Origin of the sequence: Actinomycetospora lemnae (assembly GCF_028737315.1) — a bacterium.
In the GTDB taxonomy this organism is placed as follows: Bacteria; Actinomycetota; Actinomycetes; order Mycobacteriales; family Pseudonocardiaceae; genus Actinomycetospora; species Actinomycetospora lemnae.
Genome location: NZ_JAQZAO010000004.1, coordinates 490,172 through 515,696, shown reverse-complemented (window position 1 = coordinate 515,696; position 25,525 = coordinate 490,172). Strand labels below are relative to the sequence as shown.

Annotated in this window: 36 protein-coding genes; all 36 read right to left on the bottom strand. The window is 70.5% G+C overall.

The window, feature by feature from the left end; translation table 11 throughout:
• Positions 1-78 precede the first annotated feature (78 nt).
• The 36 genes from rpsD to PGB27_RS11905 all read right to left on the bottom strand — a co-directional run bounded on the left by rpsD (position 79) and on the right by PGB27_RS11905 (position 25,482).
• Complete coding sequence (gene rpsD / locus PGB27_RS12080) at positions 79-684, bottom strand: 30S ribosomal protein S4 (RefSeq protein WP_274200588.1); 606 nt, start codon at positions 682-684, stop codon at positions 79-81.
• 20 nt (positions 685-704) lie between these two features.
• Positions 705-1,115, bottom strand: coding sequence for a 30S ribosomal protein S11 (gene rpsK, locus PGB27_RS12075; RefSeq protein WP_116708483.1), 411 nt, complete (start codon positions 1,113-1,115; stop codon positions 705-707).
• Between the two features lie 33 nt (positions 1,116-1,148).
• A complete protein-coding gene (gene rpsM, locus PGB27_RS12070) occupies positions 1,149-1,529 on the bottom strand; it encodes a 30S ribosomal protein S13 (protein WP_274200587.1) in 381 nt (126 codons plus the stop codon).
• 182 nt (positions 1,530-1,711) lie between these two features.
• A complete protein-coding gene (gene rpmJ, locus PGB27_RS12065) occupies positions 1,712-1,825 on the bottom strand; it encodes a 50S ribosomal protein L36 (protein ID WP_018330934.1) in 114 nt (37 codons plus the stop codon).
• A 33-nt stretch (positions 1,826-1,858) separates the two neighbouring features.
• A complete protein-coding gene (gene infA / locus PGB27_RS12060; protein ID WP_030532868.1) occupies positions 1,859-2,080 on the bottom strand; it encodes a translation initiation factor IF-1 in 222 nt (73 codons plus the stop codon).
• Between the two features lie 214 nt (positions 2,081-2,294).
• On the bottom strand, positions 2,295-2,789 hold the full coding sequence (locus PGB27_RS12055) for a DUF1707 SHOCT-like domain-containing protein (RefSeq protein ID WP_274200586.1): 495 nt from the start codon (positions 2,787-2,789) through the stop codon (positions 2,295-2,297).
• Between the two features lie 68 nt (positions 2,790-2,857).
• Positions 2,858-3,622 carry a type I methionyl aminopeptidase gene (gene map / locus PGB27_RS12050; protein WP_274200626.1) on the bottom strand — a complete coding sequence of 255 codons (765 nt, stop codon included), beginning with the start codon at positions 3,620-3,622 and terminating at the stop codon, positions 2,858-2,860.
• Positions 3,623-3,715: 93 nt separating this feature from the next.
• Complete coding sequence (locus PGB27_RS12045; RefSeq protein ID WP_274200585.1) at positions 3,716-4,273, bottom strand: adenylate kinase; 558 nt, start codon at positions 4,271-4,273, stop codon at positions 3,716-3,718.
• A 62-nt stretch (positions 4,274-4,335) separates the two neighbouring features.
• Complete coding sequence (gene secY, locus PGB27_RS12040; protein WP_274200625.1) at positions 4,336-5,655, bottom strand: preprotein translocase subunit SecY; 1,320 nt, start codon at positions 5,653-5,655, stop codon at positions 4,336-4,338.
• 206 nt (positions 5,656-5,861) lie between these two features.
• A complete protein-coding gene (gene rplO / locus PGB27_RS12035; RefSeq protein WP_274200584.1) occupies positions 5,862-6,317 on the bottom strand; it encodes a 50S ribosomal protein L15 in 456 nt (151 codons plus the stop codon).
• Positions 6,310-6,501, bottom strand: coding sequence for a 50S ribosomal protein L30 (gene rpmD, locus PGB27_RS12030; protein ID WP_274200583.1), 192 nt, complete (start codon positions 6,499-6,501; stop codon positions 6,310-6,312). The genes rplO and rpmD overlap by 8 nt, the downstream gene beginning before the upstream one ends.
• 1 nt (position 6,502) lies before the next feature.
• A complete protein-coding gene (gene rpsE / locus PGB27_RS12025) occupies positions 6,503-7,135 on the bottom strand; it encodes a 30S ribosomal protein S5 (RefSeq protein ID WP_274200582.1) in 633 nt (210 codons plus the stop codon).
• 40 nt (positions 7,136-7,175) lie between these two features.
• Positions 7,176-7,589: a 50S ribosomal protein L18 gene (gene rplR, locus PGB27_RS12020; RefSeq protein WP_274200581.1), complete on the bottom strand. Its 414-nt coding sequence runs from the start codon at positions 7,587-7,589 to the stop codon at positions 7,176-7,178.
• Positions 7,589-8,125 (bottom strand): 50S ribosomal protein L6, encoded by a 537-nt coding sequence (gene rplF / locus PGB27_RS12015; protein WP_274200580.1) that lies wholly within the window; start codon positions 8,123-8,125, stop codon positions 7,589-7,591. Before rplF ends, rplR begins: the two co-directional genes overlap by 1 nt.
• 19 nt (positions 8,126-8,144) lie before the next feature.
• Positions 8,145-8,543 carry a 30S ribosomal protein S8 gene (gene rpsH, locus PGB27_RS12010; RefSeq protein ID WP_274200579.1) on the bottom strand — a complete coding sequence of 133 codons (399 nt, stop codon included), beginning with the start codon at positions 8,541-8,543 and terminating at the stop codon, positions 8,145-8,147.
• Positions 8,540-8,782 (bottom strand): hypothetical protein, encoded by a 243-nt coding sequence (locus tag PGB27_RS12005; RefSeq protein ID WP_274200578.1) that lies wholly within the window; start codon positions 8,780-8,782, stop codon positions 8,540-8,542. The genes rpsH and PGB27_RS12005 overlap by 4 nt, the downstream gene beginning before the upstream one ends.
• Positions 8,779-8,964, bottom strand: a complete 186-nt coding sequence (locus PGB27_RS12000; protein ID WP_116708473.1) for a type Z 30S ribosomal protein S14 — start codon at positions 8,962-8,964, stop codon at positions 8,779-8,781. The genes PGB27_RS12005 and PGB27_RS12000 overlap by 4 nt, the downstream gene beginning before the upstream one ends.
• Before the next feature lies 1 nt (position 8,965).
• Complete coding sequence (gene rplE, locus PGB27_RS11995) at positions 8,966-9,550, bottom strand: 50S ribosomal protein L5 (RefSeq protein WP_274200577.1); 585 nt, start codon at positions 9,548-9,550, stop codon at positions 8,966-8,968.
• Positions 9,547-9,870, bottom strand: a complete 324-nt coding sequence (gene rplX / locus PGB27_RS11990; RefSeq protein WP_274200576.1) for a 50S ribosomal protein L24 — start codon at positions 9,868-9,870, stop codon at positions 9,547-9,549. Before rplX ends, rplE begins: the two co-directional genes overlap by 4 nt.
• 3 nt (positions 9,871-9,873) lie before the next feature.
• Positions 9,874-10,242 carry a 50S ribosomal protein L14 gene (rplN, locus tag PGB27_RS11985; protein WP_116708470.1) on the bottom strand — a complete coding sequence of 123 codons (369 nt, stop codon included), beginning with the start codon at positions 10,240-10,242 and terminating at the stop codon, positions 9,874-9,876.
• Positions 10,243-10,317: 75 nt separating this feature from the next.
• Positions 10,318-10,620, bottom strand: a complete 303-nt coding sequence (rpsQ, locus tag PGB27_RS11980; protein WP_408630053.1) for a 30S ribosomal protein S17 — start codon at positions 10,618-10,620, stop codon at positions 10,318-10,320.
• Between the two features lie 80 nt (positions 10,621-10,700).
• A complete protein-coding gene (gene rpmC, locus PGB27_RS11975; RefSeq protein ID WP_133829613.1) occupies positions 10,701-10,937 on the bottom strand; it encodes a 50S ribosomal protein L29 in 237 nt (78 codons plus the stop codon).
• A complete protein-coding gene (rplP, locus tag PGB27_RS11970) occupies positions 10,937-11,353 on the bottom strand; it encodes a 50S ribosomal protein L16 (RefSeq protein ID WP_133829614.1) in 417 nt (138 codons plus the stop codon). Before rplP ends, rpmC begins: the two co-directional genes overlap by 1 nt.
• A gap of 4 nt (positions 11,354-11,357) precedes the next feature.
• Entirely contained in the window at positions 11,358-12,224 is an 867-nt protein-coding gene (rpsC, locus tag PGB27_RS11965) for a 30S ribosomal protein S3 (protein WP_274200575.1), read from the bottom strand.
• Positions 12,224-12,634: a 50S ribosomal protein L22 gene (rplV, locus tag PGB27_RS11960; RefSeq protein ID WP_274200574.1), complete on the bottom strand. Its 411-nt coding sequence runs from the start codon at positions 12,632-12,634 to the stop codon at positions 12,224-12,226. Before rplV ends, rpsC begins: the two co-directional genes overlap by 1 nt.
• Positions 12,635-12,702: 68 nt before the next feature.
• Positions 12,703-12,984, bottom strand: a complete 282-nt coding sequence (gene rpsS, locus PGB27_RS11955; protein ID WP_116708465.1) for a 30S ribosomal protein S19 — start codon at positions 12,982-12,984, stop codon at positions 12,703-12,705.
• A 23-nt stretch (positions 12,985-13,007) separates the two neighbouring features.
• Positions 13,008-13,850 carry a 50S ribosomal protein L2 gene (gene rplB / locus PGB27_RS11950; RefSeq protein ID WP_274200573.1) on the bottom strand — a complete coding sequence of 281 codons (843 nt, stop codon included), beginning with the start codon at positions 13,848-13,850 and terminating at the stop codon, positions 13,008-13,010.
• A gap of 2 nt (positions 13,851-13,852) precedes the next feature.
• Positions 13,853-14,158, bottom strand: coding sequence for a 50S ribosomal protein L23 (gene rplW / locus PGB27_RS11945; protein WP_274200572.1), 306 nt, complete (start codon positions 14,156-14,158; stop codon positions 13,853-13,855).
• Positions 14,155-14,802, bottom strand: coding sequence for a 50S ribosomal protein L4 (gene rplD / locus PGB27_RS11940; RefSeq protein WP_274200623.1), 648 nt, complete (start codon positions 14,800-14,802; stop codon positions 14,155-14,157). The genes rplW and rplD overlap by 4 nt, the downstream gene beginning before the upstream one ends.
• Before the next feature lie 209 nt (positions 14,803-15,011).
• Positions 15,012-15,665 carry a 50S ribosomal protein L3 gene (gene rplC, locus PGB27_RS11935; RefSeq protein ID WP_274200571.1) on the bottom strand — a complete coding sequence of 218 codons (654 nt, stop codon included), beginning with the start codon at positions 15,663-15,665 and terminating at the stop codon, positions 15,012-15,014.
• A 59-nt stretch (positions 15,666-15,724) separates the two neighbouring features.
• Positions 15,725-16,030, bottom strand: a complete 306-nt coding sequence (rpsJ, locus tag PGB27_RS11930; RefSeq protein ID WP_116708461.1) for a 30S ribosomal protein S10 — start codon at positions 16,028-16,030, stop codon at positions 15,725-15,727.
• Between the two features lie 430 nt (positions 16,031-16,460).
• Positions 16,461-17,654: an elongation factor Tu gene (gene tuf / locus PGB27_RS11925; RefSeq protein WP_274200570.1), complete on the bottom strand. Its 1,194-nt coding sequence runs from the start codon at positions 17,652-17,654 to the stop codon at positions 16,461-16,463.
• A 236-nt stretch (positions 17,655-17,890) separates the two neighbouring features.
• Positions 17,891-19,996: an elongation factor G gene (fusA, locus tag PGB27_RS11920; RefSeq protein ID WP_274200569.1), complete on the bottom strand. Its 2,106-nt coding sequence runs from the start codon at positions 19,994-19,996 to the stop codon at positions 17,891-17,893.
• 103 nt (positions 19,997-20,099) lie between these two features.
• The gene (gene rpsG, locus PGB27_RS11915; protein ID WP_274200568.1) at positions 20,100-20,570 is read right to left on the bottom strand and encodes a 30S ribosomal protein S7; all 471 of its coding nucleotides are present in this window, start codon (positions 20,568-20,570) and stop codon (positions 20,100-20,102) included.
• A 1-nt stretch (position 20,571) separates the two neighbouring features.
• Entirely contained in the window at positions 20,572-20,946 is a 375-nt protein-coding gene (gene rpsL / locus PGB27_RS11910) for a 30S ribosomal protein S12 (protein WP_116708457.1), read from the bottom strand.
• Between the two features lie 627 nt (positions 20,947-21,573).
• On the bottom strand, positions 21,574-25,482 hold the full coding sequence (locus PGB27_RS11905; RefSeq protein WP_274200567.1) for a DNA-directed RNA polymerase subunit beta': 3,909 nt from the start codon (positions 25,480-25,482) through the stop codon (positions 21,574-21,576).
• Between the last annotated feature and the right edge of the window lie 43 nt (positions 25,483-25,525).

Below are 25,525 nucleotides of genomic sequence, written 5' to 3'. Positions count from 1 at the left end.
TCCTTCCGATGCGGCGTCCGCTATTTGACGCCGAACCCGACCCGGCCCGAGCAGGCTTGCCCGGGCCGGGGTACCGCGTTACTTCGAGTAGAACTCGACGATCAGCTGCTCCGAGACCGGCGTGTCGATCTGCGACCGCTCCGGCAGGGAGTGGACGAAGATGCGCAGCGAGTCCGGGACCACCTGCAGCCAGCCCGGGACGGGCCGGTCGCCGAAGTTCTCCTTCGCCACCACGAAGGGCAGCATGTTCCGGGACTTCTCCCGGACGTCGATGATGTCGTACTGCGTCACCCGGTAGCTGGGGACGTCGACCTTCTGGCCGTTGACCAGGAAGTGGCCGTGGCCCACGAGCTGGCGGGCCTGGCGCCGGGTCTGGGCGAGCCCGGCGCGGTAGACGACCGAGTCGAGGCGCGACTCGAGCAGGCGGAGGAACTCGTCGCCGGTCTTGCCCTCGCGACGGTTCGCCTCCTCGTAGTAGGCGCGCATCTGCTTCTCGAGCAGGCCGTAGGTGAAGCGGGCCTTCTGCTTCTCCTGCAGCTGCAGCAGGTACTCCGACTCCTTGATGCGGATCCGGCCGTGCTGCCCCGGCGGGTACGGGCGACGCTCGAAGGACTTGTCGCCGCCGATCAGGTCGACCTTGAGGCGGCGGGACTTGCGGGTGGCGGGACCGGTGTAACGGGCCATCTCGTGTGTCTCCTCTCCGCCTAGACCCGGCGACGCTTCGGCGGACGGCAGCCGTTGTGCGGCTGCGGGGTGACGTCGGAGATCGTCCCGACCTCGAGGCCCGCGGCCTGCAGCGAACGGATCGCGGTCTCGCGGCCCGAGCCCGGGCCCTTGACGAAGACGTCGACCTTCTTCATCCCGTGCTCGGCGGCCTTGCGGGCGCAGTTCTCCGCGGCCATCTGCGCGGCGAACGGCGTCGACTTGCGCGAGCCCTTGAAGCCCACGTGGCCGGCCGACGCCCAGCTGATGACGTTGCCGGTCGGGTCGGTGATGGAGACGATCGTGTTGTTGAACGTGCTCTTGATGTGCGCGTGGCCGTGGGAGACGTTCTTCTTCTCCCGGCGCCGGACCTTCTTGGCCCCGGCCGCGCCCTGGCGAGTCCTGGGTGGCATGTCTTCTACTGACTCCTGATCGAGGGGGGGCGCTTACTTGCGCGTGGCCTTCTTCTTGCCGGCAACCGTCTTCTTGGGGCCCTTGCGCGACCGGGCGTTGGTCTTGGTCCGCTGCCCGTGCACCGGGAGATTGCGGCGGTGCCGCAGCCCCTGGTAGCTGCCGATCTCGACCTTGCGCCGGATGTCCGCCTGGACCTCGCGGCGCAGGTCGCCCTCGACCCGGAAGTGGTTCTCGATGTACGCGCGCAGCGTGGCGGCGTCGGCGTCCGACAGGTCCTTGGACCGCAGGTCGGGGTCGATGCCGGTCTCGGTGAGGATCTCCTTGGACCGGCTGCGGCCGATCCCGAAGATGTAGGTCAGCGCGATCTCCATCCGCTTCTCGCGGGGGAGGTCGACGCCGGCGAGTCGTGCCATGGGGCGACGTGCTCCTCGTGTCGTCCGGGAGGTCTGGCTCCCCGCCCGTCCCGCGAGCGCTGGCGCTCCGGGCCCCGGCCTCCCGTGCCGGGGGTGCTCCGCCGAGTCGGTGTCGACGTAGGTGCGGGGAGGGTTCTCTGGTGTGCGGCCCGTCGGGGCCGCGGTGCCCAGGTCGGGCTGCGTCAGCCCTGGCGCTGCTTGTGGCGCAGGTTGTCGCAGATCACCATGACCCGCCCGTGACGGCGGACCACCTGGCACTTCGCGCAGATGCGCTTGACGCTCGGCTGGACCTTCACGTCCTCTTCCTCACTGTTCCGAGGCTGTCCCGGTCACTTGTAGCGGTAGACGATCCGGCCACGCGAGAGGTCGTAGGGCGACAGCTCGACGACGACCTTGTCCTCGGGAAGGATCCGGATGTAGTGCTGGCGCATCTTGCCGCTGATGTGCGCCAGGACCTTGTGCCCGTTCTCGAGCTCCACCCGGAACATCGCGTTGGGCAGGGGCTCGATGACCCGGCCCTCGACCTCGATGGCGCCGTCCTTCTTCGCCATGTCCTCCGCATTCCTATCGACGTACGCTGGCGTCCCCCGGTGTCCGGCGCTGCTCGCGACGGACGGACGGCGGACGCGGTGCCCGGACGCGACCCGGCGTCCGACACGAGCGCGCGCGGCCACCGGCACGACACGCGCACCAGCCGTCAAGTGTACGCGCGGCGTGTCGAGTGCCTCGCCACCGGGGTACACCGAGCGATCTCGACCGCCCTGGTCAGCGCCGCGACGCGCGGGGCCCGGCGCAGGCGAACGGCACCGGCGGCGCGAACCCCGCCCGTGTCGCGAGGGCGTGGACCGCGAGCACCGCACCCCAGGGGCCGGCGACCCAGATCCACCACGGCGCCACCGCCCCGCCCGTGCCGACCGACACGGCCACCCAGATCACGAGGTTGATCACCGACACCGTCGCCCACACCACGATCGCCGCGCGCAGCGGCGTCGTCGCAGCCCGGCGCGTCGACGGCGCCGCCGCGGCAGGAGCCGGCAGCTCGGGCAGGTCCGCCGTCAGCGGCGTGAGGTCCGCCCGCACCACCGCCCCGTGGGCGGCGCGCACGCGCTCGTCGTACTCCGCGAGCGTCAGCCGCCCCTCGGCGTGCGCCCGCTCGAGCACCGACGCCACACGCGCGCGGTCGGCGTCCGCCACCCGCAGCCGGTCGGCCCCTGACACCGACCCTGACACCGACCCCGACACCGCCCCTGATCCGGCCATGCTGACCACCCCGCTCCTCGGCTCGCGACCGAGCCTAGCAGCGAGTGGATAGTTCCGCTATCCGTTCGTCAGGACGCAGGCGCGGTGAGGACCCTCGGACCGTCGTCGGTGACCGCCACCGAGTGCTCCCAGTGCGCGGCGCGGCTGCCGTCCGCGGTCACGACGGTCCAGCCGTCGGCGAGCTCCTCGGTCTCGTCCGTGCCGCCGGTGAGCATCGGCTCGATGGCGAGCACCATCCCGGTCCGCAGCCGCATGCCCGTGCCGGCCCGACCGAGGTTGGGCACGAACGGCTCCATGTGCATCGAGGTGCCGATGCCGTGCCCGCCGTAGTCGGCGACGATCCCGTACTCCCGGCCGTCTGCCACCGCGCGCCGGCGCGCCTCCTCCTCGACCGCGTGCCCGACGTCGCCGAGCCGCCCGCCCGGCACGAGCTGCGCGATCCCGGCCTCCATCGCCGCGCGGCAGGCCGCCGACAGCGCCTCGTCCTCGGCCCGCGGGGTGCCGACGAGCAGCGTCACCGCCGCGTCGCCGTGCCACCCCTCGAGGATCGCGCCGCAGTCGATCGAGACGAGGTCACCGTCGGCGAGGACCTGCTCGGCCGACGGGATACCGTGCACGACCTGCTCGTTGACCGACGCGCAGATCGAGGCCGGGAAGCCCTGGTAGCCGAGGAACGAGGGCACGGCGCCGGCGTCACGGATGGCGGCATCGGCGATCCCGTCGAGGTCCGCGGTGCTCGTGCCCGGCCGCGCGGCGTCGGTGACCGCGGCGAGCGCGGACGCCACCACGAGGCCGGCGGCGCGCATCGCCTCGACCTGGCCCGGTGTCTTCATCTCCACGAGGCGCCCCCGGACCCGGTCGGCGATACCGCCCACCCCGGCGGACACGACCTCTGTGAGGCGGGTGGTGCGGCGACCCTGACCCACTCAGTCGTCGGGCTCGTCGGCGAGGGCGTCCATGGCGCGGTCGGTGATCTCCTCGACCGACCCGACGGCGTCCACCCGCACCGCGATGTCCCGGTAGTGCTCGATCAGCGGCTCGGTCTCCGAACGGTAGACCTGCTGGCGGTGCCGGATGGTCTCTTCGGTGTCGTCCGAGCGCCCGCGCGAGGTGAGGCGCTTGACGAGCTCCTCGTCGTCGACCTCGAAGACCAGCACGGCGTCGAGGCGCTGGTTCAGCTCGCTCAGCACGTCCTCGAGCTCGCGCGCCTGCGCGGCGTTGCGGGGGAACCCGTCGAGGAGGAAGCCCCCCTGGGCGTCGGGCTGCGCGAGACGGTCCTTGACCATCTTGACGGTCACCTCGTCCGGCACCAGGTCGCCCGCGTCGACGTAGCGCTGGGCCTCCTTGCCGAGGTCCGTCTCGTTCTTCATGTTCTCGCGGAAGATGTCGCCGGTGGAGATGTGGGGCGCGTCCAGACGCTCGGACAGCCGTGCCGCCTGCGTTCCCTTGCCCGCTCCCGGCGGGCCCACCAGCACGATCCTCACGACGTCACTCCCTCGACCCACACCCGGTGCTGACCCTCGCTGCCCTGCGACCGACTACCCGGTCAGCGCAGGAAACCCTCGTAGTTGCGCTGCATCAGCTGGCTCTCGATCTGCTTGACCGTGTCCAGCCCGACGCCCACCATGATCAGAACAGCCGTGCCCCCGAAGGGGAAGTTCTGGTTCTGTCCTTGACCGGTCAGGCCCAGGAAGAAGTTCGGCAGGACGGCGATGATGCCGAGGTAGATGGATCCCGGCAAGGTGATCCGCGACAGCACGTAGCTGAGGTACTCGGCCGTGGGCCGCCCGGGCCGGATGCCGGGGATGAACCCGCCGAACTTCTTCATCTCGTCGGCACGTTCCTCGGTGTTGAACGTGATCGACACGTAGAAGTACGTGAAGAAGATGATCAGGGCGAAGTACAGCAGGATGTGCAGCCAGTTGGACTGGTTGGCCAGGTACGTCTGCACGAACCGGGAGAAGCCCGAGTCCTGGTTGCCCGTGATCCGCGAGAGCAGGTCGGGCAGGTAGAGCAGCGACGAGCCGAAGATGACCGGGATGACGCCGGCCTGGTTGACCTTGAGCGGCAGGTACGTGGACGTGCCGCCGTACATCCGACGTCCGACCATCCGCTTCGCGTACTGCACGGGGATGCGCCGCTGGCCCTGCTCGACGAACACGACGCTCGCGATGATGACCAGGCCGAACGCGCAGACGACGGTGAAGGCCAGGCCGCCGGCGTTCTGGAGGATCGTGTTGCCCTCGGCCGGGATGCGGGCCGCGATCGAGGTGAAGATCAGCAGCGACATGCCGTTGCCGACCCCGCGCTCGGTGACGAGCTCGCCGAACCACATGATCACCGCGGTGCCGGCCGTCATGACGATGACGATGACCGCGAGGTCGAAGATGTCGGCGTTGGGCAGGATCGGGAACTGCGCGGGGTCGCAGTCCTGGAAGAGCTGGTTGCGGTCGGCCAGGGCCACGATGCCGGTCGACTGGAGGACCGCCAGGGCGATGGTCAGGTAGCGCGTGTACTGCGTGAGCTTGCCCTGACCGCTCTGCCCCTCCTTCTTGAGCTGCTCGAAGCGGGGGATCACGACCGTCAGCAGCTGGACGATGATGCTCGCCGTGATGTACGGCATGATGCCCAGCGCGAAGATCGACAGCTGGAGCAGCGCCCCGCCGGAGAACAGGTTGATCAGCGAGTAGACGCTCGCCGCGTCACTGCCCTGGACCTGCCGCAGGCACTCCTGCACGTTCGAGTAGGAGACGCCGGGCGCCGGGAGCGTGGCCCCGAGGCGGTAGACGGCGACGATGCCGAGCGTGAACAGGATCTTCTTGCGCAGGTCCGGTGTGGCCAGGGCTGACCGCACGGCGCCGAGCACTCGGACCTCCAGATGTCGTTCGGCCACGGTGCGCGCTCTGGGCCGCGCAGGCCGGGTGTCCAGGCCCCGCGCCGCGAACGGGCGCCGGAGGCCGGGGCGGGCCGGTCGAGCCGGCCCGGGGCGAGACTACACGGGGACACACCACCGGCCCCGGGCCGCTCCTCGTGCGGAGCGGCCACGGGGCCGGCGGGGCGTCGGGAGTACTGCTACTCGACGACGGTGGCGCTGCCGCCCGCGGCGGACAGCTTCTCGCTCGCCGAGCCCGAGAAGGCGTGCGCGCTCACGCGCAGCGCCACCGAGCCGACCTCGCCGGTGCCGAGCACCTTGACGGGGTGGCCCGGACGCACGGCGCCGGCCGCGACGAGCTCGGCCGGGCCGACCTCGCCGCCGTCGGGGAACAGCCGCGCCAGGTCGCCGACGTTGACGACCTGCGAGACCACCTTGTTGCGGTTGCGGAAGCCCTTGAGCTTCGGCAGACGCATCTGCAGCGGCATCTGGCCGCCCTCGAACGACGAGGGGACGTTCTTGCGGGCGCCGGTGCCCTTCGTGCCGCGACCGGCGGTCTTGCCCTTCGAGGCCTCACCGCGACCCACACGGGTCTTCGCGGTCTTGGCCCCGGGCGCCGGACGCAGGTGGTGCAGCTTGATGGGCGAGTCACCCATTGCCGGACACCTCCTCCACCGTCACCAGGTGACGGACAGTGTTGATCAATCCGCGGTTCTGGGGCGTGTCGGGACGGACGACGCTCGCGCCGATCCGCCGCAGCCCCAGCGACCGCAGGGTCTCGCGCTGGTTGCGCTTCCCGCCGATCTCCGAGCGGGTCTGCGTGACCTTGAGGTCGGCCATGTCAGGACCCCTGTCCGGCGCGGGCGCGCAGCATGCGCGCCGGCGCCACGTCCTCGAGGGGCAGGCCGCGGCGGGCGGCGACGGCCTCGGGCACCTGGAGGGCCTTCAGCGCCGCCACCGTGGCGTGCACGATGTTGATCGCGTTCTGGCTGCCCAGGGACTTGGACAGCACGTCCGCGATCCCCGCGCACTCCAGCACCGCGCGCACCGGGCCACCGGCGATGACACCGGTACCGGGGCTGGCCGGACGCAGCAGGACCACGCCCGCCGCCTCCTCGCCCTGCACGGGGTGGGTGATGGTGCCGCCGACGCGGGGGACGCGGAAGAAGTTCTTCTTGGCCTCCTCCACGCCCTTCGCGATCGCGGCGGGCACCTCCTTGGCCTTGCCGTAGCCGACACCGACCATGCCGTCGCCGTCACCGACGACGACCAGGGCGGTGAAGCTGAAGCGCCGGCCGCCCTTGACGACCTTGGCCACGCGGTTGATGGCGACGACGCGCTCGAGGTGCGGGGTGCGGTCCTGGGAGCGGTCGCGGCCGCCCTGCTGGCGGTCCCGGCCGGCGCTGCCGCCCTGGCGCTCGCCGCCCTGCTGGTTCGAGCCGGCGGGTCCGTCGCGCCGAGTGCGTCCCGGCATCAGGAGTTCCTTCCGTTCGTCTTGATGGTGGAGGCACTCATCAGAACTGGAGCCCTCCCTCACGGGCCGCATCCGCGAGCTGCGCGATGCGGCCGTGGTAGCGGCGACCGCCGCGGTCGAAGACGACCGCGTCGATGCCCTGCTCCTTGGCACGGGAGGCGACGAGCTCCCCGACCTTGGCGGCCTGGGCCTTCTTGTCGCCCTCCATCCCGCGGACGTCGGCCTCCAGGGTGGAGGCGTGCGCGAGCGTGTGGCCGGCGATGTCGTCGACCACCTGAGCGGTGATGTGCCGCGTGGAGCGGGTGACGACCAGGCGCGGGCGCGACGGCGTGCCGGCGATCTTCTTGCGCAGCCGGACGTGGCGCCGGGTACGACCCGCGCGGCGGGTCTCCGAGACGTTCTTGCCCAGGTGGCCCCGGGCCTTCGTCGTCGTGGTGCCGTTGTTCTCAGCCATCACTTGCCCGTCTTCCCGACCTTGCGGCGGATCTGCTCGCCGGCGTAGCGGACGCCCTTGCCCTTGTAGGGGTCGGGGCGGCGCAGCCACCGGATGTTCGCGGCGACCTGGCCGACGAGCTGCTTGTCGATGCCCTGGACCGAGAACCGCGTGGGGCTCTCGACCGCGAACGTGATCCCGTCCGGCGGCGTGATCTTCACCGGGTGGCTGAAGCCCAGCGCGAACTCGAGGTCCGAGCCGCGGAGCTGGACGCGGTAGCCGACGCCGTGGATCTCGAGCTTGCGCTCGAAGCCCTGCGAGACGCCCTGCACGAGGTTGTTCAGCAGGGAGCGGGACAGGCCGTGCAGCGCGCGGCTCTCCCGCTCGTCGTCGGGGCGCTGGACGGAGAGCACGCCGTCGTCGAGCGAGACCGTGATGGGCTCGTCGACCACGTGGCTCAGGGTGCCCTTGGGGCCCTTCACGGTCACCTCGCGACCGTCGACGGTGACGTCGACGCCCGACGGCACGGTGATCGGGGCCTTGCCGATGCGTGACATGGTTCGGTTCCCCTTCCCGCTACCAGACGAAGGCGAGGACTTCCCCGCCCATCCGTCGCTGGTGGGCCTGCCGGTCGGTCAGGAGCCCGGACGACGTCGAGATGATCGCGACGCCGAGGCCGCCGAGCACCCGCGGGAGCTCGTTGGACTTCGCGTAGACACGCAGGCCGGGCTTCGAGACCCGCTTGATGCCGGCGATGCTGCGCTCGCGGTTCGGCCCGTACTTGAGGTCGACCACGAGGGACTTGCCGACGGGGGCGGCCTCGGTGCGGTACCCGGCGATGTAGCCCTGGTCGAGCAGGACCTGCGCCACGTGGGCCTTGAGCTTGCTGTGCGGCATGGTCGCGCTCTCGTGGAACGCCGAGTTGGCGTTGCGGATGCGCGTGAGCATGTCCGCGATCGGGTCGGTCATCGTCATGACCAGGTCACCTTCCTCGCCGTGGTTCCCCGGGTGGCGCGCGTGCGCGCGCTCCCGATGGCGGGCCTGCGGCGTGCGGAGCTTCTGTCAGCGGTCGTACGGACGCGCGGCGCCGGGGTGCCGTCGAGCAGGTGCTCGCGGTGGGCGACGCGCTGGATGAGGCGCAGGAGCGCGGGGTCGATCGCGCCCTCGCGCGGGGCGTCCTCGTCGAGGTCGCGGGAGTCGTGCACCGACCTCACCAGGACGCCTTGCTCACGCCCGGGAGCTCGCCCCGGTGCGCCATCTCGCGCAGGCAGACCCGGCAGAGCCCGAACTTGCGCAGCACCGCGCGGGCACGCCCGCACCGGTTGCAGCGGGTGTAGCCGCGCACCGCGAACTTCGGCTTGCGCGCGGCCTTGTTGACCAGTGCCTTCTTCGCCATCTCAGTTCTCCCTGAACGGGAAGCCGAGCTGACGGAGCAGCGCCCGGCCCTCCTCGTCGGTCGTCGCGGAGGTGACCACGGTGATGTCCATCCCCCGCGGCCGGTCGATCGAGTCCTGGTCGATCTCGTGGAACATCGTCTGGTCCGAGAGACCGAACGTGTAGTTGCCCGACCCGTCGAACTGCTTCGGCGAGAGGCCGCGGAAGTCGCGGATGCGCGGCAGACCGATGGTCAGCAGCCGGTCCAGGAACTCCCACATGCGCGCCCCGCGCAGGGTGGCGCGGGCGCCGATCGGCATGCCCTCGCGCAGCTTGAACTGCGCGATCGACTTGCGGGCCCGGCGGATCTCCGGCTTCTGGCCGGCGATGAGGGTGAGGTCGCGGACCGCGCCCTCCATCAGCTTCGAGTCGCGCGCGGCCTCGCCGACGCCCATGTTGACGACGACCTTGACGACGCCGGGGATCAGCATCGGGTTCGCGTACCCGAACTGCTCCTGCAGCGCCTGCTTGATCGCGTCGTGGTACCGCTGCTGCAGCCGCGGACGGGTCGTCTCGGGAGCTGCCTCGAGGGTTTCTGGGCTGGTCACGAGAGGTCCTTCCCGCTGCGCCGCGAGACGCGCACTCGCTTGGGCTCGCCCTCGCCACCGGCGCGGGTGCCGACGCGGGTCGGCGCGCCGTCGGCGTCGACGACCATCACGTTGGACGCGTGGATCGGCGCCTCCTGCGTGACGATCCCGCCGCTCTGGGCACCGCGCTGGTTGGCCGACTGGGCGGTGTGCTTCTTGATCCGGTTGACGCCCTCCACGAGCACGCGCTCGCGGTCGGGGTAGGCCTGGATGACCTTGCCCTTGGCGCCCTTGTCCTTGCCGGCGATGACGACGACCGTGTCGCCCTTCTTGACCTTCATCTGCTACAGCACCTCCGGCGCGAGCGAGATGATCCGCATGAACCTCTTGTCGCGCAGCTCGCGGCCCACCGGGCCGAAGATGCGGGTCCCACGGGGCTCACGGTCGTTCTTGATGATGACGGCGGCGTTCTCGTCGAACTTGATGTACGAGCCGTCCGGGCGGCGCTTCTCCTTGCGGGTGCGCACGACGACGGCCTTCACGACGTCACCGCGCTTGACGCCGGAGGCCGGGATGGCCTCCTTGACCGTCGCCACGATGACGTCGCCGATGCCCGCGTACCGCCGGGAGGACCCGCCGAGCACACGGATGCACAGGATCTCCCGTGCACCGGTGTTGTCGGCGACCCGGAGTCGCGACTCCTGCTGGATCACTTCTTCTCCAGACCTGCCCGCACCAGCGGGCGGTTTCGGGGGGTTCTCGGGGGGCGGAGCCCCCCGAGGGTGTGATTACTTGGCCTTCTCGAGGATCTCGACGAGACGCCAGCGCTTCGTGGCCGACAGCGGCCGGGTCTCCATGAGGAGCACGCGGTCGCCGGGGCCGGCGGTGTTGTCCTCGTCGTGCGCCTTGACCTTCTTCGTGCGCCGGATGACCTTCGAGTAGCGCGGGTGCTTCACCCGGTCCTCGAGGCTGACGACAATGGTCTTGGCCATCTTGTCCGAGACGACCAGGCCCTCACGCACCTTGCGCAGGCCACGGTCGTCGTTGCGGGCCTCGGCCGGGCTCTGCTGGACGTTCTCGCCCTGCTTCACCTCGGACCGGACCTGCTGCTCCTCGTCACGCTCCGGGGCCGACGCCCCCGAGCTGGACGGAGTCGATTCCTGGGGCTCGCTCATGCCGCTCCCTCCTCATCGGGGGCGACCGACAGGCCGAGCTCCCGCTCGCGCATCACCGTGTAGATGCGCGCGATGTCGTGGCGCACGGTCCGCAGTCGACGGTTGTTGTCCAGCTGTCCGGTGGCCATCTGGAAGCGCAGGTTGAACAGCTCGGCCTTGGCCTCGCGGGCGCGGGCCACGAGCTCCTCGCTCGTGAGCTCGCGCAGCTCGCTGGCGGGGGTTCCGGCGGCCATCAGAAGGTCTCCTCACGGCTCACGATGCGGCAGCGCATCGGCAGCTTGTGCTGCGCGCGGCGCAGGGCCTCGCGGGCCGTCGCCTCGTTGGGGTAGCTCATCTCGAACATGACGCGGCCCGGCTTCACGTTCGCCACCCACTTCTCGGGCGAGCCCTTCCCGGAACCCATGCGGGTCTCGGCCGGCTTCTTGGTCAGCGGCCGGTCGGGGAAGATGTTGATCCACACCTTGCCGCCACGGCGGATGTGCCGCGTGATGGCGATACGGGCGGACTCGATCTGCCGGTTGGTGACGTAGGCGTGCTCCAGGGCCTGGATGCCGTAGTCACCGAAGGACATCTGGGTGCCACCCTTGGCGGCGCCCGTCCGGTCCGGCCGGTGCTGCTTGCGGTACTTGACCTTGCGGGGGATCAGCATGGCGTCAGGACTCCGTCTGCGTGCTGGCCTCGGGGGCGGCGCCCGCGGGGGCCCCGCCCGTGCTGGCACCGGCGGTCTGGTTGGCCTGCTCGGCGGCGGCGCGCCCGGCCTCGGTGCTCGTGCCGGTGGTGCCCGAGGACCCGGAGCGACGCCCGCGGGGACGGTCGCCACGGTTGCCGCGGCCACCACGCGGGTCACGGGTCGCGGCGTCGAGCGCGGCCTGGCGCTCCGACTCGCGCTTCCCGCCGACGACGTCGCCCTTGTAGATCCAGACCTTGACGCCGATGCGGCCGAAGTTGGTCCGGGCCTCGAACAGGCCGTAGTCGATCTCCGCGCGCAGCGTGTGCAGCGGCACGCGCCCCTCGCGGTAGAACTCCGAGCGGGACATCTCGGCGCCGCCGAGACGGCCGGAGCACTGCACCCGGATGCCCTTGACGCCCGGGCTGCGCATGGCCGACTGCATGGCCTTGCGCATCGCGCGACGGAACGACACGCGGTTGGACAGCTGCTCGGCCACGCCCTGCGCGACGAGCTGCGCGTCCGCCTCGGCGCCCTTGACCTCGAGGATGTTGAGCTGGACCTGCTTGCCGGTCAGCTTCTCGAGGTTGCCGCGCAGGCGGTCGGCCTCGGCGCCGCGGCGACCGATGACGATGCCGGGGCGCGCGGTGTGGATGTCGACGCGGACGCGGTCGCGGGTGCGCTCGATCTCGACCTTGGAGATGCCGGCGCGCTCCATGCCCTTGGAGAGCATGCGACGGATCTTGACGTCCTCGGCGACGTAGTCGGCGTACTGCTTGTCGGCGTACCAGCGCGACTTCCAGTCGGTGGTGATGCCGAGGCGGAAGCCGTGCGGGTTGATCTTCTGGCCCATCAGCGGCCACTCCTCTTCGCGCGCGGCCGGCCGCCCTGCGACGCGGCGACCTCGGTCACCTCGACGTAGATGTGGCTGGTCCGCTTCCGGATGCGGTACGCCCGGCCCTGCGCGCGGGGCTGGAACCGCTTCATGGTCGGACCCTCGTCGACCGTGATCGTGGAGATCACGAGGTTGGCCGGGTCCAGGTCGAAGTTGTTCTCGGCGTTGGCCACCGCGCTCGCGACGACCTTGGCCACCGGGCCGGCCGCCTTCAGCTCGGCGAACTCGAGCACCGAGGCGGCCTGGCCGACGGGCATGCCGCGGACGAGGTCCACCACGCGGCGGACCTTCATCGGCGACATGCGCACGTAGCGCGCCCGCGCGACGGCCCCGCGGGGGTCCGTGGCGGTGTCGGCTGCTGCGGTCATTCGGACGTACCTTCCTTGTCTCGTGGCCCAGGAGTTCTGGCCATCGGGGGTCCCGCGCTCGGCCGTCGTCAGCGACGACGGGAGCGGCGGTCCTCCTTGACGTGCCCGCGGAACGTGCGGGTCGGGGCGAACTCGCCGAGCTTGTGCCCGACCATGGACTCCGAGACGAACACCGGGACGTGCTTGCGCCCGTCGTGGACGGCCAGCGTGTGACCGATCATGTCCGGGATGATCGTCGACCGCCGGGACCAGGTCCGGATGACGGTCTTGCGGTTGGCCTCGTTGAGCGCGTCCACCTTCTTGAGCAGGTGGTCGTCGACGAACGGGCCCTTCTTGAGACTGCGTGGCATCGCTTCGCTCCCTCCTGCTCTCGTCAGCGCTTCTTGCGGTTCTTGCCGGTGCGGCGGCGGCGCACGATCATGCTGTCGCTCGCCTTCCGGGTGCGGGTGCGGCCCTCGGGGGTACCGGCCGGGTTCACCGGGTGGCGGCCACCGGAGGTCTTGCCCTCACCACCACCGTGCGGGTGGTCGACCGGGTTCATGGCGACACCGCGGACCTGCGGGCGCTTGCCGCGCCAGCGGTTGCGGCCCGCCTTGCCCCAGTTGATGTTCGAGTGCTCGGCGTTGCCGACCTCGCCGATGGTGGCGCGGCAGCGGACGTCGACGTTGCGGATCTCGCCGGAGGGCATCCGCAGCTGGGCGTACGGCCCGTCCTTCGCGACCAGCTGCACGCGGGCGCCGGCCGAACGGGCGATCTTCGCGCCGCCGCCGGGACGGAGCTCGATCGCGTGGATCACCGTGCCGGTGGGGATGTTGCGCATCGGCAGGTTGTTGCCCGGCTTGATGTCGGCCTTGGGGCCGGCCTCCACCGTGTCGCCCTGCCCGAGGCGCTCGGGCGCGATGATGTAGCGCTTCTCGCCGTCCACGTAGTGCAGGAGGGCGATGCGCGCGCTGCGGTTCGGGTCGTACTCGATGTGCGCGACCTTGGCCGGCACCCCGTCCTTGTCGTGACGGCGGAAGTCGATGACCCGGTAGGCCCGCTTGTGGCCGCCGCCCTGGTGCCGGGTGGTGATGCGCCCGGTGACGTTGCGGCCGCCCTTGTTGTGCAGCGGGCGGATCAGCGACTTCTCCGGGTGGTCGCGCGTGATCTCGGCGAAGTCCGAGACGCTCGCGCCGCGCCGCCCGGCGGTCGTCGGCTTGTACCTGCGGATTCCCATGGTCAGCTCCCTGCCCCGGGCGCGCCGAACACGTCGATGGTCCGGCTCTCGGGCGTCACCGTCACGACCGCGCGCTTGGTGTCCTTGCGCTTGCCGAAGCCGCGGCGGGAGCGCTTGCGCTTGCCCTCGCGGTTCAGCGTGTTCACGCTGGCGACCTGCACGTCGAAGATCTCCTGGACGGCGATCTTGATCTGCGTCTTGTTCGCGTCCGGCCGCACCAGGAAGGTGTACTGGCGCTCCTCCAGGAGGCCGTAGCTCTTCTCGGAGATGACCGGCGCGATGATCACGTCTCGCGGGTCGGCGATCACTTCTCGACCTCCTGTCCACCCGCAGTGCGGGCGGCGACGAACGCCTCGAGCGCGGCGGTCGTGAAGACCACGTCGTCGGCGCGCAGGACGTCGTAGGTGTTCAGCTGGTCCGGCGTGAGCTGGTGGACCGCCGGCAGGTTGGCCACGCTGCGGCGCGCCGCCTCGTCCTCGCGGGCGATGACCGCGAGGACCGTGCGGTGCTCGCGGCTCGGCGTCACGACCGCCTCGAGCGCGCTGCGCGCACCCTTCGTCGACGGGGTCGCGCCGTCGACGAGCGCCGAGAAGACGTGGATGCGCTCGTGACGGGCGCGGTCCGACAGCGCGCCGCGCAGGGCCGCCGCCTTCATCTTCTTCGGGGTCCGCTGGTCGTAGTCCCGCGGCGTCGGCCCGTGGACGGTGCCGCCGCCGGTGAACTGCGGCGCGCGCACCGAGCCCTGGCGGGCGCGGCCGGTGCCCTTCTGGCGGTACGGCTTCTTGCCGCCGCCGCGGACCTCACCGCGCGTCTTGGTGTCGTGCGTGCCCTGGCGGGCCGCCGCGAGCTGCGCGGTGACCACCTGGTGCATCAGCGCGGTGCTGGCCGGGGCGTCGAACAGCTCGCCCGGGAGCTCCGCAGTGCCGTCGGTGCCGCCCGCCGGCGTGTGCACCGGCACCGAGCGGGTCTCACCGGCGGCCTGCGCGTGGCGGTCGCGGCGGGCCAGGCGGCGGGCCTCGCCGGCCGAGTAGCCCGACCGGCGCGCGGTCTGCAGCGTGGCGGTGGCGGCCGTCGTGGTCGAGCCGGTACCGGCATCGACCTGCTCGGCCGCGTCGTGGCCCTCGGCCTCGGCCGGGCCGGGGGTGTGGCCGTCGGGGGTGGTCACTGGGCACCGCCCTTCGCGGGATCGACCTTGCTGGCCGTCGTGACGAGGACCAGGCCGCCGCGCGGGCCGGGGACGGCGCCGCGGATCAGCAGCAGGCCGGCGTCGGCGTCGACGCCGTGCACGGTCAGGTTCTGGGTCGTGGTCTTGACGTGGCCCATGCGGCCGGCCATCCGCGTGCCCTTGAAGACGCGCGCGGGGGTGGCGCAGCCGCCGATGGCGCCGGGCGAGCGGTGCTTGCGCTGCGTGCCGTGGCTGGCCCCGAGGCCGCCGAAGCCGTGGCGCTTCATGACACCGGCGGTGCCCTTGCCCTTGCTCGTGCCCGAGACGTCGACGACGGCGCCGGCGGAGAACACCTCGGCGGTGACCTCCTGGCCGACCTCGTAGTCGCCGGCGTCGCTGGTGCGGAGCTCGGCGAGGTGGCGGCGCGGGGTCACGCCGGCCTTGGCGAAGTGGCCCGTCTCGGGCTTGTTCACCTTGCGCGGGTCGATCGCGCCGTAGGCGATCTGGACGGCGTTGTAGCCGTCCACCGAGGGCGTGCGGACCTGCGTCACGACGCAGGGACCGGCCTTCACGACGGTCACGGGGACGACGCGGTTGGCCTCGTCGAAGACCTGGGTCATCCCGACCTTGGTGCCGAGGACGCCGCTCATCTTCCGCTCCGGCTTCGCCGGGTACGTGTGTGCTGCAGCTGCGTTGGTCACGGCCGGCCTCACTGGATGTTCACGTCGACGCTCGCCGGCAGGTCGATGCGCATGAGCGCGTCCACCGTCTTCGGCGTGGGGTCGACGATGTCGATCAGTCGCTTGTGCGTGCGCATCTCGAAGTGCTCGCGCGAGTCCTTGTACTTGTGCGGCGAGCGGATGACGCAGTAGATGTTCTTCTCGGTGGGCAGCGGCACGGGCCCGACCACGGAGGCGCCGGTGCGCGTCACGGTCTCGACGATCTTCCGAGCCGACGCGTCGATCGCTTCGTGGTCGTAGGCCTTGAGCCGGATGCGGATCTTCTGTCCCGCCATGGTGGCTTTGCCGTTCCTCTTCTCGTCCCACCCGGGGCATGCGCCCCCGGTGGCTGGCCAGGTTCTCGAGACGCCCCGGTGCGTGCCGGCCGGATCCGCGCCCCCGACCGGGACCGTCTGCCGGTCCACGCGGTCGGGCGTGTCGAATCCGTCGCCGGGCTCCGCCCCGCGCTCACGCGCGCTGCGGGCCCGCGGACCTCGCGCTGTTCAACGTGTGTCCGTCCCCGTCCCCGTCAGGGACCGGCACGGTGGGTCTCCCGGCGCGTGGCTGGCACGGCCGGGGGACCCGGGCCCACGGTGTGGCTCTCGGACCCCCGCTCACAGCAGGGCGGCCGGCTCGATACCGCATGAGCCGGCCGCCCCGTGCGAGCTAGGACTCCAGTGTCGCACGGCCACTGTCGCGGCCCTGCACCGGGGGTCCCGGAGGGACTTACTTGTTGATCTTCGTGACCTGACCGGCGCCGACCGTCCGGCCACCCTCACGGATGGCGAACTGGAGGCCCTCCTCCATGGCGATCGGCTGGATCAGCTGGACGGACATCTCGGTGTTGTCACCGGGCATGACCATCTCGGTGCCCTCCGGCAGCGTCACCACGCCGGTGACGTCGGTGGTCCGGAAGTAGAACTGCGGGCGGTAGTTGTTGAAGAACGGCGTGTGCCGCCCGCCCTCGTCCTTGCCCAGGATGTAGACCTGGCCCTCGAACTCCGTGTGCGGCGTGATCGAGCCGGGCTTGCCGATGACCATGCCGCGCTCGACGTCCTCGCGCTTGATGCCGCGCAGGAGCAGGCCGACGTTGTCGCCGGCGCGCCCCTCGTCGAGGAGCTTGCGGAACATCTCGATACCGGTCGTGGTCGTCTTGAACGACTTCGGACGGATACCGACGATCTCCACTTCCTCGTTCACCTTGACGATGCCGCGCTCGACGCGGCCGGTGACGACGGTGCCGCGACCGGTGATGGTGAAGACGTCCTCAACCGGCATGAGGAACGGCTTGTCGGTGTCACGCTCCGGCGACGGGATGCTGTCGTCGACGGCGTCCATCAGCGACATGATCGCGTTGCCCCACTCGGCGTCGCCCTCGAGCGCCTTGAGCGCCGAGACGCGGACGACGGGGAGGTCGTCGCCGGGGAAGTCCTGCGAGGACAGGAGCTCGCGGACCTCCATCTCGACGAGCTCCATGATCTCCTCGTCGTCGACCATGTCCGCCTTGTTCAGCGCCACCACGATGTAGGGGACGCCGACCTGACGGGCGAGCAGCACGTGCTCGCGGGTCTGCGGCATGGGGCCGTCGGTGGCGGCCACCACGAGGATGGCGCCGTCCATCTGGGCCGCGCCGGTGATCATGTTCTTCACGTAGTCGGCGTGCCCGGGGCAGTCGACGTGCGCGTAGTGGCGCTTCTCGGTCTGGTACTCGACGTGCGCGATCGAGATCGTGATGCCGCGCTGCCGCTCCTCGGGGGCCTTGTCGATCATGTCGAACGCCGAGGCCTGGTTGAGGTCGGGGAACTTGTCGTGCAGCACCTTGGTGATCGCCGCGGTGAGCGTCGTCTTCCCGTGGTCGATGTGACCGATCGTGCCGATGTTGACGTGCGGCTTGGTCCGCTCGAACTTGGCCTTCGCCACTGCTCTCGTCCTCCTGGACTTCTGTTCTCCTGGCCCGTCCCGCGTGGTGGGACGAGCCGGGTGGTGCTCGTCGGTGTGGGTCCTGCCGTGTCTCGGAGGACCGAGAGGGCCGACACGAGGCTAGCGAAGCCTCCGTGACGCCCCGCGACCTGGTCCGTCGTCGGCCTTCGGCGCGGCAGCTCCGCTGCGCTTCGTGCCGCCGCGACCCGGGCTCGCACCCGGGCCGCGGACCCGCGTCACTCGCCGGTCGCCTTGGCGATGATCTCCTTGGCCACGTTGGCCGGGACCTCCGCGTAGGAGTCGAACTGCATGGAGTAGTTCGCCCGGCCCTGGGTCCGCGACCGCAGGTCGCCGACGTAGCCGAACATCTCCGAGAGCGGGACGATCGCGCGCACGATGCGCCCACCGCCGGTCCGCTCCTCCATGGCCTGGATCTGGCCACGGCGGGAGTTGAGGTCGCCGATGACGTCGCCCATGTACTCCTCGGGCGTCGACACCTCGACGGCCATGACGGGCTCGAGCAGCGCCGGGTCGGCCTTGCGGGCCGCCTCCTTGAGCGCCATCGACCCGGCCACCTTGAACGCCATCTCCGACGAGTCCACCTCGTGGTACTGGCCGTCGAGCAGCGTCAGCTTCAGACCCACCAGCGGGTAGCCGGCCAGCACGCCGTACTGCATGGCGTCCTGCGCACCCTCGTCCACCGACGGGATGTACTCCCGCGGCACACGACCACCGGTCACCTTGTTGTCGAACTCGTAGAGCGGGCCGTCGGCCGTCTTCTCCAGCGGCTCGAGCGCGATGATGACGCGGGCGAACTGCCCCGAGCCACCGGTCTGCTTCTTGTGCGTGTACTCGTACTTCTCGACCGGCCGGCGGATGGTCTCGCGGTAGGCCACCTGCGGCTTGCCGATGTTGGCCTCGACCTTGAAGTCCGACTTCATCCGGTTGACCAGCACCTCGAGGTGGAGCTCGCCCATCCCCGAGATGATCGTCTGGCCGGTCTCCTCGTCGAGGTTGACCCGGAAGGTCGGGTCCTCGTCGGCGAGGCGCTGGATCGCGGTCGAGAGCTTCTCCTGGTCGGCCTTCGACTTCGGCTCGACCGCCACGGAGATGACCGGCTCGGGGAAGGTCATCGACTCGAGGATCACCGGGTTCTGCGGGTCGCAGAGGGTGTCACCCGTGGTCGTGTCCTTGAGGCCCACCACCGCGTAGATGTGGCCGGCGCGGGCCTCGTCGACCGGGTTCTCCTTGTTGGAGTGCATCTGCAGCAGCTTGCCGATGCGCTCCTTGCGGTCCTTGGTCGAGTTGATGACCTGCGTGCCCTGGGCGAGCTTGCCCGAGTACACGCGGACGTAGGTCAGCTTCCCGTAGAACGGGTGCGCGGCGATCTTGAACGCGAGGGCCGAGAACGGCTCGTCGGTGGTCGCGTGGCGCTGCACCGGGGTCTCGCCGTCGAGCAGCGTGCCGTTGACCGCCGGGACGTCGGTCGGCGACGGCAGGTAGGCGATGACGGCGTCGAGCATGGGCTGCACGCCCTTGTTCTTGAACGCCGAGCCGCACAGGATCGGGTAGTAGTCACCGGTGATCGTCACGGCGCGGATGCCGTGCTCGATCTCGTCGACCGAGAGCTCCTCGCCGGAGAAGTAGCGCTCCATGAGCGCCTCGTCGTTCTCGGCGATGGCCTCGATCAGGGCGGTGCGGTACTCCTCGACCTGGTCGGCCATCTCGGCCGGGATCTCCTCGACGGCGTAGTCCTCGCCCTTGGAGACCTCGCCGCGCCAGGTCAGCGCGCGCATGCGGACGAGGTCGACGACCCCGTAGAAGTCCGACTCCGACCCCATCGGCAGCTGCAGGACCAGCGGCTTGGCGCCGAGGCGGTCCTTGATCGTCTGCACGGTGAAGTAGAAGTCCGCGCCCAGCTTGTCCATCTTGTTGACGAAGCAGATGCGCGGCACGTTGTACGTGTCGGCCTGACGCCACACCGTCTCGGACTGCGGCTCCACGCCCTCCTTGCCGTCGAAGACGGCGACCGCGCCGTCCAGGACGCGCAGGGAGCGCTCGACCTCGACCGTGAAGTCGACGTGGCCGGGCGTGTCGATGATGTTGATCTGGTGGTCTTTCCAGAAGCAGGTCGTCGCGGCGGACGTGATCGTGATGCCGCGCTTCTGCTCCTCCTCCATCCAGTCCATCGTGGCCGCGCCGTCGTGGACCTCACCGATCTTGTAGTTGATGCCGGTGTAGAACAGGACGCGCTCGGTCGTCGTGGTCTTCCCCGCGTCGATGTGGGCCATGATCCCGATGTTGCGGACCTTGCCCAGATCGTTCAGCACCTCGCGTGCCACGGAATTCCTCTTCCCGTCGGTTCGTCGCCGCGGGTCCCGCGGCGGGGTGTTCTCGGACCGTGCGGGCCCGGTGGGTGGGTCTCACCCGCCGACGCCCTGCCGGTCACCAGCGGTAGTGCGCGAACGCCTTGTTCGACTCCGCCATCTTGTGCGTGTCCTCGCGACGCTTGACGCTCGCCCCGAGACCGTTCGAGGCGTCGAGCAGCTCGTTCGTGAGCCGCTCGATCATCGTCTTCTCCCGCCGCGCGCGGGAGTACGTGATCAGCCAGCGCAGGCCGAGCGTGGTCGAGCGGCCGGCGCGGACCTCGATCGGCACCTGGTAGGTCGCGCCACCGACGCGGCGGCTGCGGACCTCGAGGGCCGGCTTGACGTTGTCCAGCGCCCGCTTGAGCGTGACGACGGGGTCGGCGCCGTTGCGCTCGCGGCAGCCCTCCATCGCCCCGTAGACGATGCGCTCGGCCAGCGAGCGCTTGCCGTCGACGAGCACCTTGTTCACCAGCTGCGTCACCAGCGGCGACCCGTAGACGGGGTCGGCGACGAGCGGACGCTTCGGAGCGGGTCCCTTGCGCGGCATGTCAGCTCTTGTCCTTCTTCGTCCCGTAGCGGCTGCGGGCCTGCTTGCGGTTCTTGACCGCCTGCGTGTCCAGCGCACCGCGGATGATCTTGTAGCGAACGCCCGGCAGGTCCTTCACACGACCGCCGCGCACGAGCACGATCGAGTGCTCCTGCAGGTTGTGGCCCTCACCGGGGATGTAGGCCGTGACCTCGATGCCGTTCGAGAGCCGGACGCGCGCGACCTTGCGCAGCGCGGAGTTCGGCTTCTTCGGCGTGGTGGTGTAGACGCGCGTGCAGACGCCGCGGCGCTGCGGGCTCCCCTTGAGGGCCGCGGTCTTGGTCTTCTCGACCTTGTCCTCGCGGCCCCGACGGACCAACTGCTGGATGGTGGGCATCGACCGGCTGTTTCCGTTCCTCTGCTGCTGTCTGATCGGGCACGCTTGCCCCGCGTCCGGCGCGCCGGCGGCGGTCCGTCTCGGACCACCGCGACCGACGCCCCGGCGTACCGACCGGCCACACGGGGGGCGCCACCGTCGCTCGGCTCCCTCGCGGGAGCTCGGAGGACCGGCGCACCGCACACCGGGGCACGCGGAGCGACCCGACCACGTCGGGCACTGTGCTCCAGGGTACGCGCCCGTCAGAGGGCACGATGCAGCGGGTCGGATCAGGGTGCCGGACGCCGCCTGCCGCGGTCCGGCGACGCCGGCGGTGTCCTGCGCCGCGGCCCCTCGGACGTCCTCGACCGTCCCCGTCGCCCGGGGCGGCCATGCCGGAACGGGACACTGCACCGCACCGACCGGACTCGTGGCGAGGATACCTGCGGGCGCCCGGGTCGCAAGCCGCCCCACCGTGTCGTGCAACGCCCCGCCGGGCCCGCCGATTCCCGTCCGCGTGCGGTCGCCGGATGGCAGCCTCCCCCGCACACGACGGAGGGCGCCCCCGCGCTGCGGGGACGCCCTCCGGTGTCGTGCTGGGTGACTACGCGGTCTCGATGGTCGAGCTCCGCTGCGCTCCGTCCCCGATCAGCGGAACTGACCGAAGTCGTAGTCGTCGAGCGGCACGGCCGCGCCGGTGCCGGAGCCGAAGACGTCCGGGGCGTAGTACCCGTCGTCGTAGCTCGGCAGGGCGTAGGCCGCCGCGCGGGCCTCCTCGGTCGGCTGGACCTGGATGTTCCGGTACCGGTTGATGCCGGTGCCGGCCGGGATCAGCTTGCCGATGATCACGTTCTCCTTCAGCCCCACGAGGCTGTCGGACTTCCCCTCGATCGCCGCGTTGGTCAGGATGCGCGTCGTCTCCTGGAAGGAGGCGGCGGACAGCCACGACTCGGTGGCGAGCGAGGCCTTCGTGATGCCCATGAGCACGGGGCGCGCGGCCGCCGGGTCGCCGCCCTCGGAGACCACCTTGCGGTTGGCCGCCTCGAACTCGGCGCGGTCGACGACACCACCGGGCAGGAACTCGGTGGCGCCCGAGTCGATGATCGTCACCCGGCGCAGCATCTGCCGGACGATGACCTCGATGTGCTTGTCGTGGATCGACACACCCTGCGACCGGTACACCTTCTGCACCTGGTCGACGAGGTGCAGCTGCACCTCGCGCGGGCCCATGACGCGCAGGACCTCGTGCGGGTCGGCCGTGCCCTCGAGCAGCTGCTGGCCGACGCCGACGTGGTCGCCGTCCTGCAGCGGCCGCTCGGTGCCGTCGACCTCGAGGGTCGCGAGCCGCTGGCGCTTGGACAGCTTGTCGTAGACGACCTCCTCGCTCCCGTCGTCCGGGATGAGGGTGATCTTCCAGAACTTGTCGCCGTCCTCGAGCTGGATGCGGCCGTCGACGTCCGCGATGGGCGCCTTGCCCTTCGGGACGCGGGCCTCGAAGAGCTCCTGCACACGCGGCAGACCCGTGGTGATGTCCTCACCCGCGACGCCACCGGTGTGGAAGGTGCGCATCGTCAGCTGCGTGCCGGGCTCACCGATCGACTGCGCGGCGACGATGCCGACCGCCTCGCCGACGTCGACGAGCTTGCCGGTGGCCAGCGAGCGTCCGTAGCAGCGGGCGCAGACACCCTGGGCCGAGTCGCAGGTCAGGACGCTGCGGACGCGGACCTTGCCGACGCCGGCGGCCAGGAGGGCGTCGATCGCCTGCTGGCCGATGTCGGCGCCACGGGCGAGGAGCTCGTTGCCGTCGGCGTCCGTCACGGCCGAGGCGGCCGTTCGCGTGTACACGCTGGTGTCGACGTGCACGTCGCGGACGAGCCCGTTCGGGCCCTCCTCGCCGATCGGCATCGGGATGCCCCGCTCCGTGCCGCAGTCGACCTCGCGGACGATGACGTCCTGCGAGACGTCGACCAGGCGCCGGGTCAGGTAGCCCGAGTCGGCGGTGCGCAGCGCGGTGTCGGCGAGACCCTTGCGCGTCCCGTGGGTCGAGATGAAGTACTCGACCACCGAGAAGCCCTCGCGGAAGTTGGACTTGATCGGCCGCGGGATGAACTCACCCTTGGGGTTCGCGACCAGGCCCTTCATGCCCGCGAGCTGGCGCACCTGGGTCATGTTGCCGGCGGCGCCGGAGGCGACGATCCGCGAGATCGAGTTGTCCGCGGGGAAGTTGTCCTCCATCGCCTTGGCCACCTCCTCGGTGGCCTGGCCCCAGATGCGCACCATCTCGTCGTTGCGCTCCTGGTAGGAGAGCGCACCGCGCTGGTAGCGCTTGTTGACCTGCTCGGCCCGCGCCTCGTACTCGTCGAGGATCTCCTGCTTGCGCGGGGGCACGACGACGTCGTCGATGGCGATGGTGACCCCGGAGCGCGTGGCCCAGTGGAAGCCGGCGTCCTTGAGCCGGTCCAGGGTCATCGCGACCTCGGTCATCGAGTACCGCTCGGCCAGGTCGTTGATGATCGCGGCCTGGCGCTTCTTCGGGAGCTGGTCGTTGACGAAGGGGTAGTCCTCCGGCAGCAGCTCGTTGAAGAGCACCCGGCCCAGCGTCGTCTCCGCGAGCCACGGCCGGCCCGGCTCGTACTCGCCGTTCGTCATCCCCGGCCCGGGCACGGTGTTGCCGCCCAGCCGGATCCTGATCGGCGCCTGGAGGTCGAGCGACCCCAGGTCGTACGCCATGATCGCCTCGGCGGGCGACGAGAAGGCCTGGCCCTCGCCGGTGGCGCCGTCGCGCCGCTGGGTCAGGTAGTACAGGCCGGTCACCATGTCGAGGCGGGGCATGGCCAGCGGCTTGCCCGACGCCGGCGACAGGATGTTGTTCGCCGACAGCATGAGGATGCGGGCCTCGGCCTGCGCCTCGGCGGACAGCGGCAGGTGGACCGCCATCTGGTCGCCGTCGAAGTCGGCGTTGAACGCCTCGCAGACGAGCGGGTGCAGCTGGATCGCCTTGCCCTCGACCAGCTGCGGCTCGAAGGCCTGGATGCCGAGGCGGTGCAGCGTGGGCGCCCGGTTGAGCATCACCGGGTGCTCGTTGATGACCTCCTCGAGCACGTCCCAGACCTGGCCGCGCTGACGCTCGACCATCCGCTTCGCGGACTTGATGTTCTGGGCGTGGTTGAGGTCGACCAGCCGCTTCATGACGAACGGCTTGAACAGCTCGAGCGCCATCTGCTTGGGCAGGCCGCACTGGTGCAGCTTGAGCTGCGGGCCGACGACGATGACCGAACGGCCCGAGTAGTCGACGCGCTTGCCGAGCAGGTTCTGGCGGAACCGGCCCTGCTTGCCCTTGAGCAGGTCGGACAGCGACTTGAGCGGGCGGTTGCCCGGCCCGGTCACCGGCCGGCCACGACGGCCGTTGTCGAACAGCGCGTCGACGGCCTCCTGCAGCATCCGCTTCTCGTTGTTGACGATGATCTCGGGTGCGCCGAGGTCGATCAGTCGCTTGAGGCGGTTGTTGCGGTTGATGACCCGGCGGTACAGGTCGTTGAGGTCCGACGTCGCGAAGCGGCCACCGTCGAGCTGCACCATCGGGCGCAGGTCCGGCGGGATGACCGGGACGCAGTCGAGCACCATGCCGGTGGGCCGGTTGCCGGTGGCCTGGAAGGCCGCGACGACCTTGAGCCGCTTGAGCGCGCGCAGCTTGCGCTGGCCCTTGCCGCTGCGGATGGTCTCGCGGAGGTTCTCGGCCTCGGCCTCGATGTCGAAGGTCTCCAGGAGCTTCTGGATCGCCTCGGCACCCATGGCGCCGGTGAAGTAGTCGGCGTAGCGGTCGTAGAGCTCGCGGTAGAGCGTCTCGTCCGAGATCAGCTGGCCACGGTCGAGCTTGGTGAAGGTGGTCCAGACCTCGTCGAGGCGGTCGAGCTCGCGCTGCGCACGGTCGCGCAGCTGGCGCATCTCGCGCTCGCCGCCCTCCTTGACCTTGCGGCGCACGTCCGACTTCGCGCCCTCGGCCTCGAGCTCGGCGATGTCGCTCTCGAGCTTCTGGGCGCGGGCCTCGAGGTCGTTGTCGCGCTGCGTCTCGAGACGCTTGCGCTCGCCGGCGATCTCGTTCTCGAGCGTCGACTGGTCGTTGTGCCGCTGCTCCGCGTTCACCTCGGTGATCACGTAGGCCGCGAAGTAGATGATCTTCTCGAGGTCCTTGGGCGCCAGGTCCAGCAGGTAGCCCAGGCGCGAGGGGACGCCCTTGAAGTACCAGATGTGCGTGACCGGCGCGGCCAGCTCGATGTGGCCCATGCGCTCGCGGCGCACCTTGGCCCGGGTCACCTCGACGCCGCAGCGCTCACAGATGATGCCCTTGAACCGGACGCGCTTGTACTTGCCGCAGTAGCACTCCCAGTCCCGAGTGGGGCCGAAGATCTTCTCGCAGAAGAGTCCGTCCTTCTCGGGCTTGAGCGTGCGGTAGTTGATGGTCTCGGGCTTCTTGACCTCACCGAAGGACCACTGGCGGATGTCGTCGGCGGTGGCCAGACCGATCCGCAGCTCGTCGAAGAAGTTGACGTCGAGCAAAAGTTCTCCCCTGGCTGGGTGAGCGGTGTATCGAAGGGTCCGC